The organism is Chitinophaga sp. (assembly GCF_017745275.1).
GTDB lineage: Bacteria > Bacteroidota > Bacteroidia > Chitinophagales > Chitinophagaceae > Chitinophaga.
The window spans coordinates 390,623-402,634 of the sequence record NZ_JAGHZS010000006.1 but is presented as its reverse complement, the minus strand read 5'-3'; the positions used below and the strand labels follow the sequence as shown (position 1 = coordinate 402,634).

At 47.0% G+C, this 12,012-nt stretch carries 8 protein-coding genes; 1 reads left to right on the top strand and 7 read right to left on the bottom strand.

The annotated features are described in order from the left end of the window. Window positions 1-29: 29 nt before the first annotated feature. Genes J7623_RS18720 through J7623_RS18695 form a run of 6 tightly spaced genes read right to left on the bottom strand, consistent with a single transcriptional unit; the run spans window position 30 to window position 9,596 of the window. A complete protein-coding gene (locus J7623_RS18720; protein WP_291923160.1) occupies window positions 30-1,610 on the bottom strand; it encodes a RagB/SusD family nutrient uptake outer membrane protein in 1,581 nt (526 codons plus the stop codon). An 18-nt stretch (window positions 1,611-1,628) separates the two neighbouring features. After that, on the bottom strand, window positions 1,629-4,679 hold the full coding sequence (locus J7623_RS18715; RefSeq protein ID WP_291923158.1) for a TonB-dependent receptor: 3,051 nt from the start codon (window positions 4,677-4,679) through the stop codon (window positions 1,629-1,631). Between the two features lie 35 nt (window positions 4,680-4,714). Further along, window positions 4,715-5,653: a glycerophosphodiester phosphodiesterase family protein gene (locus J7623_RS18710; RefSeq protein ID WP_291923156.1), complete on the bottom strand. Its 939-nt coding sequence runs from the start codon at window positions 5,651-5,653 to the stop codon at window positions 4,715-4,717. A gap of 42 nt (window positions 5,654-5,695) precedes the next feature. Further along, window positions 5,696-6,433, bottom strand: coding sequence for an MIP/aquaporin family protein (locus tag J7623_RS18705; RefSeq protein ID WP_291923154.1), 738 nt, complete (start codon window positions 6,431-6,433; stop codon window positions 5,696-5,698). 13 nt (window positions 6,434-6,446) lie between these two features. Then, window positions 6,447-7,940 carry a glycerol kinase GlpK gene (glpK, locus tag J7623_RS18700; RefSeq protein ID WP_291923152.1) on the bottom strand — a complete coding sequence of 498 codons (1,494 nt, stop codon included), beginning with the start codon at window positions 7,938-7,940 and terminating at the stop codon, window positions 6,447-6,449. A 51-nt stretch (window positions 7,941-7,991) separates the two neighbouring features. Next, a complete protein-coding gene (locus J7623_RS18695) occupies window positions 7,992-9,596 on the bottom strand; it encodes a glycerol-3-phosphate dehydrogenase/oxidase (RefSeq protein ID WP_291923151.1) in 1,605 nt (534 codons plus the stop codon). Window positions 9,597-9,969: 373 nt separating this feature from the next. Between J7623_RS18695 and J7623_RS18690 the strand changes: the two genes are divergently transcribed. Beyond that, complete coding sequence (locus J7623_RS18690; protein WP_366839345.1) at window positions 9,970-10,740, top strand: DeoR/GlpR family DNA-binding transcription regulator; 771 nt, start codon at window positions 9,970-9,972, stop codon at window positions 10,738-10,740. Window positions 10,741-10,799: 59 nt separating this feature from the next. Here J7623_RS18690 and J7623_RS18685 read toward each other — a convergent pair whose 3' ends face one another. Next, window positions 10,800-11,804, bottom strand: coding sequence for a hypothetical protein (locus J7623_RS18685; RefSeq protein ID WP_291923148.1), 1,005 nt, complete (start codon window positions 11,802-11,804; stop codon window positions 10,800-10,802). Window positions 11,805-12,012 lie beyond the last annotated feature (208 nt).

Here is a 12,012-nt window from a genome sequence, read left to right as displayed (position 1 = left end):
TCACAGACACGCTTTCTATATACGAACAATTAATATCCTGTATTCTGTTCCAGCGCAGGATTCAAATCACGTTCTCCTAATGGAATAGGCCACCAGTAGTCACGATTTTTATCAAACCTGCGTGTTTCCAGGTTCTTACCACTGTAATTCTGGATGGTAGCATTCATGATGGTTTCCGCTGTTTTCCAGCGGCGGATATCACTGTAATACAAGCCCTCGCCTGCAAACTCCACGCGCCTTTCATGACGGATCTCTGCACGCAGCGCGTCTTTAGTGAGTGTAGCATCAATATGCGGCATTTTCACGCGATCGCGTATACGGTTAAGCGCGGCGAAGATAGTAGCATCCGGACCACTCACTTCATTTTGTGCTTCTGCATACATCATCAGTATATCAGCATATCTCAACACAATAAAATTAATATCAGATTGCCCGTCTTTCAGATCGGTTTTATCTTTAGGTGGTGCTATGCTGTCATACAAACTATATTTCTTCATACCATATCCGGTGATAGCGAAGCGCGTAGGTTTAATGATGGCGCCCTGGTACATGTCGCCGGGATAAGTAAAGGTGCCGTATAAACGCGGATCACGACGCAGGTAAGGACTATCAGGATTATAGCCTGAGGCAGGGTCGGTGATTGGCAGGCCTTTGTTAGTGTAATAAGTCCTGGCCAGATCCAGCAGCGGTGCATTAGTATTGTATTGTGAACAGATCAGGTCAAAGGAGCTTCCTTGTTGCGGGAAGATGTATTGCACATCGAAAATAACTTCCTTGTTATTTTCATTAGGCTGCAGAAATAATCCCCTGTAGTCCGCAAAGAGATCATAGCCGGTGCCGGGCAGGTCTATTACCGCCTTTGCTGCATCCGCAGCCGCTTTCCACCTGGTAATATCACCGGTGGTATTCAGCAGTGGACTGGCTTCATATAACAGCACTCTTGCTTTCAACGCCATGGCGGCACCTTTGGTAGCGCGTCCCATATCGGCGGCGCTGGTGAACTTCAGTGGCAGGATATTGGCGGCGCTGTCGAGGTCAATGAGCACACGGTTCACTACTTCCGCACGTGGCGTGCGTGGCAGGTCTTTCTGTGTACTTTTATCTGGTGGCGCTAATATCAACGGCACTGCTCCATAATAGTTCTGCAACATGAAATAATAGAGCGCACGCAGGAAATAAGCTTCCCCTTTCATTCTTCTTTTTAAAGCAGGCTCAATGGCAGCCACTTCGTCTACCTTCACCAGGAAGGTATTACAGCGACCAATGCCCGCGTAACAATCTGAATAGCGGCTGGTGACAATACCGCCGGTGCTGGACATCTGCGTACCCCTGGCAATGGTGTTAAAGCTCAGCGCATCCGTTTGATTGTAGGCATTGGGAGTTAAAGTTTCCTCCCATAAGGCAGTAGCATTATTGGAAGTTTTACCACCATACACACCAGCATTGCGTAATACGGAATAACAACCTGTGAGTCCGGCGGCTGCCGCTTCCGGTGTTTCCCAAAATGTTTCCTCCATATACCGGTCATGCGGCGCTGTGTCCAGCAAGCTTTTGTTGCAACCTGCCGCCAGGAAACCCGCGCAGGAAATAAAAAGAAATATCTTCTTCATGTTATAATCTTTGATGGTTTAGAACGTAATGTTAACACCGCCGTTAAAGGTTTTCAACATCGGGTAAGAATACAGATCGGTTTGATTCAGTACGGACTCCGGATCAAAATCCTTGTAACGGGAGAATGTCAGCAGGTTCTCTGCATTGATAAAAAAGTTCACCTTCTGTATTTTCACTTTCGACAATACACTTTGCGGTAGTGAATATCCCAGTTGTATATTCTTCAATCTCAGGTAAGAGTTATCTCTTAACCAGAAAGTAGAACGCTGGAAGTTATCGATACTACCAGTGCTGGTAGTCACTATCGGCAGGCGTGCATTAGGATTGTCTGGTGTCCAGGCATCCCTGGTCCACTCCCAGGTAGCGTTGGCGCCGTTGTTGAAAGGGAATGCCAGGTTAGCTACCGGTAATGCTTTGATACCACCAATGCCCTGAAATGCTGCAGTGAGCGTGATACCTTTGTAGCCAAGGTTGAAGCCAAAACCGTACGTGGTTTTAGGAACAGAGGAAGAGCTGCCAACAATTACGCGGTCATCTCCATTAATAATACCATCTTCTTTGGCATCTTTAAATTTGATATAACCCGGCTTGGTGTTAGCGGATTGTTTCGCACTGTGATCGATCTGGTCCTGCGACTGGAAAATACCATCTGCCTGCAACAGGTAATAGGATTCAATCGGGTATCCCTCACGGGTGATGGTACCGGAACCATATATAATTTCGCCATGCAGGTCGGTTACTTCATTTTTATTCAGCGATAAGCTTCCGTAAATATTTACATCGAGATCACCGAAACGATCATTGTATTGTACAGTGGTTTCCAGGCCAATATTTCTCACGGAGCCTACGTTCTGCTTAGCCCCGGTAAGATTTCCCACTTGTGAAGGTAATGCCACGGAACGAAGAATACCATTGGTCATTTTATGATAGGCATCCACGGTAAAGCCTAAACGATTTTTCCAGATATTGATATCCACACCTGCATTATAGATAGTAGTGATTTCCCATCTGAGAGAGGAGTCTGCATCCGCTTTTTTTGCTGCCCCGGAATTCAGGACACCACCAAAGCTATAGTCTTCTCCCAGCAACACAGCTGCCTGTGTGCTGTACAGGTCAACTGCCTGGTTACCCATTTGACCAGCAGAGGCGCGGAGCTTCAGGAAATTCACAAAACCGGATTGGAAGAAAGCTTCCTTATCAATACGCCAGCCGGCAGATATAGATGGGAAAAATGCCCAACGGCTTTGCTTACCCAGCCTGCCGGAACCATCATAGCGGAAAGTGGCTTCCACTAAATATTTGCCGTCGTAGTCGTAGTTAGCGCGACCAAAATAAGATTCCAGTACATCACGGGTAACATTACCGCTGGTAGCATTCCACGTAGTACCAACGCTTAACGCATCCAGTCTTCCATCGAGATAGCCATACATGCTGGCAGCCCAGGAGTCAGCATCCATATTATCATAACTGGCTCCTGCCATTACACTGACATTGTGCTTCGCAAACGATTTCCTCCAATCGAGCGTGTTATAAAAATGGATATTCATATTGTTATAATCCGTTTTGGCGGATCTGGGCGCCGTAGCCGGGCTATTCCAGTTGGTCGGCTTCAATGTTTTTGGATCAAAGGTTTGCATACGTGGAGTGAAGCCACTGAGTATACCGTCGTATTTATCTACCCCAAATTTGATGTTGTAGTTGATATCAAACGGCAGCTTGTATTCTGCAAAAACGGTAGTCAGAAAGCGTTGTACCACTTTTGTCTGCAGCCCGTTGAAAGCCAGCATACGCGGGTTTTCCCAGTTATTACGGCCGGTAGTTCTCATCCATGAATTACCATAGCGGCCATCTTTCAGGGTATCTGTCAGAATAGGCAGGGTACGTGCTAAATATGCCCAGCTATCGGAATAAAAAGGCGTGGTATAATTACGATAATAACCATCTAAAGTGATCCCGGCGCGCAGGCGTTTGCTCACATCCATAGTAGCATTCAGGCCTACAGAATACTTCTTCTCATGGTTACCGGGACCAAAGAGAATACCATCTCTGTCGAGGTAACCCAGCGACAGGCGATACTGGTATTTATCGCCGCTACCGGCTACACTCAGGTCATGTTTCTGGATCACACCATTTTTCAGTGCTATCTTATACCAATCGTTTGCAGGATAGGTGAAAGGATCTGTTTTCATGCCGGCTTCATATTCAGCGATATCGGCATCACTGTACTCTGCCGCCTTTCCTTCGTTTTTCAACGCCTGATTTTTCAGTCGCATATACACGATGGGATCATTGATAGCGTCCGGGAGGTAAGTCGCTTTTTGTTGACCGTAGAAATAGCTGTAGTTCACATGTGAAGTACCTTTTCCTTTTTTGGTGGTCACAATAATAACACCGTTGGCGGCACGGGAGCCGTAAATAGCGGCGGCGGCATCTTTCAGTACGGTAATGGTTTCAATATCGTTCGGATTGAGTTCATCCATGGAATATTCGATACCATCTACCAGCACCAGCGGATCGTTGCCGCTGAGTGTACCTACGCCGCGGATACGGATGGTACTGCGGTCAACACCCGGCTGACTGTTACTGAGGTTGGCAAATACACCGGGTACGCCATGCAGGGCATTACTCACATTCGTGATAGGCTGACCTGCTTTATCACTCATTTTTACAGTGGTGATAGCGCCGGTCAGGGAGGCTTTCTTTTGTGTACCGTAACCTACCACTACCACATCATTGAGTTTCTGTACATCTTCCTGCAGTATTATTTGCAAAGGTTTGCCGGTAACTATTACATCCTTTGGAAGATATCCAATAAAGGAGAGTTTTAATACGGCGCCGGCCGGAGCATTGAGTTTGAATGCCCCGTTGACATCTGTGGCGGCACCGCGGTTGGTACCGGCCACCAGTACGTTTACCCCGATGAGTGGGGTGCCGTTGGTACCGGTTACTCTTCCCCTTACAGGAAGATCCTGCGCCTGAAGCATTAAAGGTTTACTACCGATGATCCCTATGCATAGCAACAGGAATACAGCCGGCTTTAGCAGCCGGAATCGTGCAAGCAATTTCATATGTGTTTTTTGTTAGTAGGTTGATTAAAAAGTGGTCATATTCCTGCAGCCTGTAACCTGTTGGGATAATCGGTGATGATACCGTTTACGCCCATAGCTTTCAGCCGTTTCATTTCCGTAACATCATCTATCGTCCATGGAACAATCTGAATATGTTTATCGTGGCATTTCCCGATGAGTTCCGGTGTTACCAGTTTATAATGTGGGTTGTAAAAAAACGGTGTAAAGCCCAACTGGCGTAGGTGTTCTTCAAAGCCATTCTTTTTGTCGTCTGTAAGGAAGCCGAGCTTAATATCCGGGTAGCGGCGGTGCATTACCTGTAGCGGGCGCATGTCGAACGACTGCACCAGCAAACGTTTGCCTAATGGCTGCAACTGCTTTACTGCCATCAATTTAGTGATATATTCTTCCGGTGCCGGTTGCTCTTTTCCGTCTGTTTTTTCGGAAGATTTAATTTCCAGCAGGTAGTAAGCCGGCGGCAAATGATTTGCCTTCGTATAGGCTTCTACGGAGTCTATCATTTCTCCCAGCAGCGGTGCATAAGAGCGCATCTTTTGTTGTTCCGGGTAGGCAGGATAAAATTTCTCGCCGATAATAAACGGGCGGATATCCGCATAATTCATCTGGTAAAAAATATAGTCTGCCCGCTTTTCTGCAGGTATATCTTTCCCATCGGGAGATGTAGTATACGAGGGTGTAAAGGAAGCATCGTGGTATACCACCACCTGTCCGTCTTTCGTGATATGCACATCAAATTCGATGGTATTGGCACCGGTAGCTAATCCCTTATACATGGCAGGGATGGTATTTTCCGGCATTAGTCCGCGGGTGCCGCGGTGACCTACTTTGTAAAAAGCCGGGTAGCCATTGCCGGCGGTGGTGATGGACTTACTTGTTTTACAGGCATGAAGGAGGGATATGGCCGACAGGGCCACTGCACATCCTATCGCACCAAGAGATTTCATATTTTTCATTGTGTTCATTTTTAAAATATGCTACAAACAGGAAACTAATAGCTAATGACTAACAGCTAACAGCTGATATAAAACAGCGGCGAGTACAGCGCCGGTTACAGGACCCAGTACCGGTACCCATGCGTATGACCAATCGCTATGGCCTTTTCCATTGATAGGTAAGAGCGCATGCATAATACGTGGCCCCAGATCTCTCGCAGGGTTGATAGCATAACCGGTGGTGCCACCCAGCGATAAACCAATAGACCATACCAGCAGAGCTACGGGCAAAGCACCGAGGGAACCCAGTCCCATAGGCGTTTTCTCCGCGCCCACAGTAGCGTCGGTGAAATAAAAAATAGTAAACAGCAGTACGAAGGTGCCGGTAACTTCACAAATAAAATTGCGCAGCGGATTTCGTATAGCCGGCTCCGTACAAAACACAGCGCGTTGCAGCCCGATGTCGGTAGTTTTATTGAGATGGTCTTTATAGTTCAGCCATACCAGGCTGGTACCGATCATAGCGCCGAGCAACTGCATGGCAATAAACAGTGGTACATCTCCCCAGGGAAATTTGCCGGCAGTGGCCAAAGCCAGGGTAACAGCGGGATTGAGATGTGCACCGCTATACGGACCAGCGAACACTACGCCTACAAATACCGCCAGCGCCCATCCGGTAGTAATAACAATCCATCCGCTGTTATTGCCTTTGGTGTTGTGTAACACCACATTGGCTACCACACCATTGCCCAGGAGGAGTAACAGGGCAGTACCAATTAATTCTGCTAAATAAGGATACATAATGAAAGATGATTTATTGGTGAGCCCATGATTTAGCTGCATGCACAGCTTTATTCCAGCCGTTGATCCAAAGCGTCCGTTGTTCAGAAGCCAGCGTTGGTGTAAAGGATTTTTCCATTTGCCACTGGCTGCTGATGGCAGCGATATCTTTCCAGTAACCGGTAGCCAGTCCTGCGAGATAAGCGGCGCCCAGTGCAGTCGTTTCCGTTATACCGGGGCGTACTACGGTAGATTCCAGGATATCTGCCTGGAACTGCATCAGCAGGTTATTCCCGGTAGCGCCGCCATCTACGCGCAATTCGCGGATGCTGATACCTGCATCGGCTTCCATGGCTTTCAGTACATCCATTGTTTGATAGGCAATACTTTCCAGGGCAGCGCGGGCAATGTGTGCTGCATTGGTACCACGGGTCATACCTACCAAAGTGCCGCGTGCGTGCTGGTCCCAATGCGGCGCGCCTAAACCGGCAAACGCAGGTACCAGGTAAACGCCGTCGTTTTGCGCAACGCTGGCTGCCAGGGCTTCCACTTCTGAAGAAGCGCGGATGATGCCGAGTCCATCCCGTAGCCACTGCACAATAGCGCCGGCGATGAAGATGCTGCCTTCCAGTGCATATTGTACTTCTCCGTTTATTTTCCAGGCAATTGTAGTGAGGAGATTATTCTTGCTGATAATAGGTTTGCTGCCGATGTTCATGAGCATAAAACAACCGGTGCCATAGGTGTTTTTCACCATGCCGGGTGCAGTACACATCTGGCCAAAGAGGGCTGCATGCTGATCGCCGGCAATACCTGCAATAGGGATCTGTACAGCGAAAATACCGGGGGCTGTTTGTCCGCATACTTCGCTGGATTGCTTCACCGCCGGCAGCATAGACGCAGGTATATTGAGCAATGCCAGTAATTCCGTATCCCATTGCTGCGTGTGAATATTAAACAGCATGGTACGGGAAGCGTTGGTGACATCAGTGGCGTGCACTTCACCATGGGTGAGGTTCCACACCAGCCAGGCATCTACGGTACCAAAGGCCAGTTTGCCTTCGTTGGCGCGTTCCCGTGCACCGGGAACGTTATCCAGTATCCACCTGATTTTAGTGCCGGAAAAATAGGCGTCGATGACCAGCCCGGTTTTTTCACGCACCATGGTTTCGTGACCGGCAGCTTTCAGTTCGTCGCAAAATGCGGCAGTACGACGATCCTGCCAAACGATGGCGTTGTACACGGGTTTGCCGGTTTCACGATCCCATACCAGGGTAGTTTCTCTTTGATTGGTGATGCCAATGGCGGCGATGTTGCCTCCTTCCAATGCTGCTTTGGCCATAGCTTCTGTAGCCACGCCGATCTGGCTGCTCCAGATTTCTGCCGGATCATGTTCTACCCAGCCGGGTTGCGGAAATAGCTGGGTAAATTCTTTTTGTGCCGTGGAAATAACGGTGCCAGCCTGGTCGAATATAATGGCCCTGGAGCTGGTGGTGCCCTGATCCATCGCCATAACGTATTTGATCATGTTTCTCTTTTTTATTACGTGGATATTACGTGGTCTATTTTTTCGTATATGCTATACAGTTACTTTCAGTTGCTGATGTATACTTTCATTGTTGAGCAGGTAATGTTGTGCTACCTGTATAAAGTTGTTCACCTGTTGTTCCTGCCAGGCTGCGTCTTTATTCATTTCTTCCGCCATAATAGCGGCAACAGCAGGCGCCATATCAATGGCGGCCTGGGCATCCAGGAAGAGTGCACGTAAACGTCGTGCCAGTATATCTTCCACGGTTTGTGCCATTTCATATTGTACCGCCCATACTACCTGTGCTTTGATATAAGGTAAACGCGGATGTAGCGTGGCGGCCAGTTCCGGGCGCATACTGATGGAAGCCTGGAGATGACCGGCATCGCTGCCATATATATCCAAAGGCGCGGGTGCGGAAGGGCGTTGCTGGTATCCGTGGATACGCAGTGCTTTTGTTTTGCAGGCTGCCGGAGTGAGTCCGCCGGTTTTAATGGCCTGTTCCACGGTATCTTCTGCCATTCTGCGGAAGGTGGTCCATTTACCACCGGTAATGGTAATAAGCCCGGAAGGTGCTACCAGTATTTTATGACTACGCGAAATTTCCTTGGTACTGCCGGTATTCTTTTGTGGTGCGGCCAGTGGGCGCAGCCCTGCAAATACACTGAGTACGTCTTTCCGGGCAGGTGGGCGTGATAAATATTTCCCGGCAGTGTTCAGGATAAAGCTGATTTCTTCTTCCAATGCAATGGGCTCCGGACTGTGTTCATCCAGCGGTGTATCGGTAGTGCCCAGCAGTACTTTATTATGCCAGGGCACTGCAAACAATACACGGCCATCATCCGTTTTAGGGATCATGATAGCGCTTTTGCTGTCCAGGAAAGAGGCGTCGAGCACCAGGTGTACCCCCTGACTGGGTTTCACCATATTAGGAGCGGAGGGATTATCCAGTTGTAATACTTCATCTACAAACACCCCGGTAGCGTTAATCACGGCTTTGGCGGACAGGCTAAATGTTTCACCGGTTTCGAGGTCCTGTGCGCGCACCCCGTTTACCTTGCCTGCCGTGGTTTTCAGCAACCCGTTCACTTTGCAGTAATTCATCAGTACGGCGCCGTTTTCGGCAGCGGTGCGGGCAATGTCTATTGCCAGGCGGGCATCATCAAACTGGCCATCATGATAAACAATGCCGCCTTTCAACCCTTTTTTACGAATCGTTGGCAGCCGGTTGATCACTTCGGCGCTGCTGATGTGATGGGAACGGCCCAGGCTTAATTTTCCGGATAACAGATCATATATTTTAAGACCGATGGTATAAAAGGGGCCCTGCCACCAACTGTAATGTGGAATAATGAACTGTTGATTATGCGCCAGGTGCGGGGCGTTTTTCAGTAATAAACCTCTTTCGTATAGGGCTTCCCGTACGAGGGCAATGTCGCCCTGCGCCAGGTATCTTACACCGCCATGCACCAGTTTGGTGCTCCGGCTGGAGGTACCTTTCGCAAAATCTGCCTGTTCCAGCAACAGCGTTTTGTAGTTCCTGGTAGCAGCGTCCATGGCAATCCCCAGGCCTGTGGCGCCTCCTCCAATGATGATCAGGTCCCATGGCTGATCTCCTGCTGCTTTTAGCTGTTTTACCGATTCCGTTCGTTTCATTTTATTACTTAACTACCTTATTATTTATTTCATTTACTTCCAGTACGGTCATTTTTAAAACAAAAAGAACCAATTCGAAACCAAAATATAAAATAAAATGAAAAAGCAAAGAAATAGATTGATAAGCGGAAATGAAAGAAAAGTATTTTATCATATTGTTAATAAATGAATAACTTACACATTACAAATGACATAAAATTGTACAATAAATCATTTCAAATTGTTTCATATATTCCAATAAACTAAAAACAAATCGTTAAACTTACATTAAAATGAAACCATAAATAATAATATAGAATCCATTAATCGATATTTACAACGGGCTCATAAATAAACTGTGCAGACCCATTTTAATGCGTTAATTTTAGCTGATATGTCTATGATCAATATTGCTGAACGTCATAAGTTTATCCTGAGTAAACTGCATGAAAAAGGATATGTCAATGTATTGGAGTTGTGTAAGGAACTGGATGTATCAGGTGTGACTATACGAAAAGATCTCAAGCTGCTGGAAGACAAAGCACTTTTGTACCGGTCGCATGGAGGCGCCACCGTACAAAACCCTTATACAATTGATAAATCGGTCAACGAAAAAGAAAATATCCGTAAGGAAGAAAAAAACCTGATCGCTCAAACAGCGGCAGCGCTCATCGTTCCCAACGATGCTATCATTATTGCTTCCGGCACGTCTGTATTATCGCTCGCAAAAAATATACATCCCAAGGGGAAGCTCACCGTTATTACCGGCGCACTCAACGTAGCCCTGGAATTGCTACGCCGGCCGGAAATTGAAGTGATACAACTCGGCGGACATCTTCGTAACAGCTCTACCTCTGTAACAGGTCCTTATGCAGAAAAAATCCTGGAAGACTTCTCCTGCAGTAAACTATTTCTCGGCGTAGATGGTATTGACCTGGAATTTGGATTAAGCACCACCAATATTATGGAGGCACACCTGAATCAGAAAATGATGGCAACTGCCCAGAAAACCGTAGTGCTGGCAGATTCCAGCAAATTTGGCAAAAGGGGCTTCGGCAGGATCTGTGGATTGGAAGATATCGATGAAGTGATTACCGACGGTGGCATTTCTGAACATGTGGTGAAACGAATGGAAGATCTGGGCGTAAAAGTAACCGTGGTATAAGTAAAACGGGAAAGGAATAGATCCCAATCTATCCCTTCCTTGTTTTTGCTATACTACAGTTAATACTCTTCCTTCACTTCAACCAGCGTTATATACCGTCTTTTTTCTTCATCTTCACTCTGTTCATTCCGCTCCATACCTATGTATGGGCTCATCTTTAAACGCCTGGGGAAAAGAGCGGTATGTTGACAGGAACTTTTCCCCAATGGGTCAATCTCAGCGGGCCTTGGTATAGTTTCGAAAGGAGATTTCTGCTTTTCCTCGGAATAATGTATAGGATAAAACCGATATGCAGGCACAAGACGAATCCTTACCACCATGTTATCTTTATACTCTAATTCATAAGTGCCATGTTTGGTAATATGCCGTACCCATACTGTACCATTCCGATTGGTGTCTAATACCGGCGCACCCAATACCCCCTTTATATATTCCGGGGACTGGTGAAATAAAGACGTCAGCGGAATCTTGTTTTTCGCAAAAGGTGCAACAGGTTCGAACCAGGATTTACCCGCCGGAATTTTCAGCAAATAAGCTGCAAACATTTTAGATACTTTCTCCGGAACTCCTCTGCTGCTGGTAGTTGTATAACGGGATTCGTTCCCGGGAATGGTGTTAGAAAAGCGTTTCAGCTCCCAGCCACGCATATCCGTTATAATAGAATCCGGGATATCAAAGGCAAGTATAAAGCCATTAATAGTGGCAGTAGGTTGCACCTTAGATCGTCTCAAACGAATAAAGTCGTTATCTAACCAGGAACTACTGGCGTTTTTACGGCTCATTTGTATATCCAGGTCCACATAACTGGTAGCAGAATCATCCAGAGAAGCCCGATAATCAAAGGCCCGTTTTCCATACAGTAATACGTTGGTTTTCACCCCACCTTCCTGCCTGATACCAAAACCGATCAGGCGATCAGACGAATTGCTCTCGTCCCAGGTCATTAAGGGCGTTGTTTGCGTATAACCGTTCCCTTTAATCGTCACTGCCGGAGCTGTTGTTTGCGCATTTACAAAGATACTGGCGGCAGTCAGTGCCAGTATAGAAAACATACGTTTAAACATAGTTCAGAATATATATAAAACGCAAGGTAGGTAATAGCTATTAATCAGGTCTACGAATATTGTACCTCAGGATAGGCATTTCCATCAAAACAGCGTGCCATTGCTTATTATAATGGGAATGCGCGTCGTTTCAAATAACGTAAAATACCGCGCCGGCTTTTCAAGTTAAAGTGATCCCCACTTTTATTCTTCACATGACAGGTTTCCA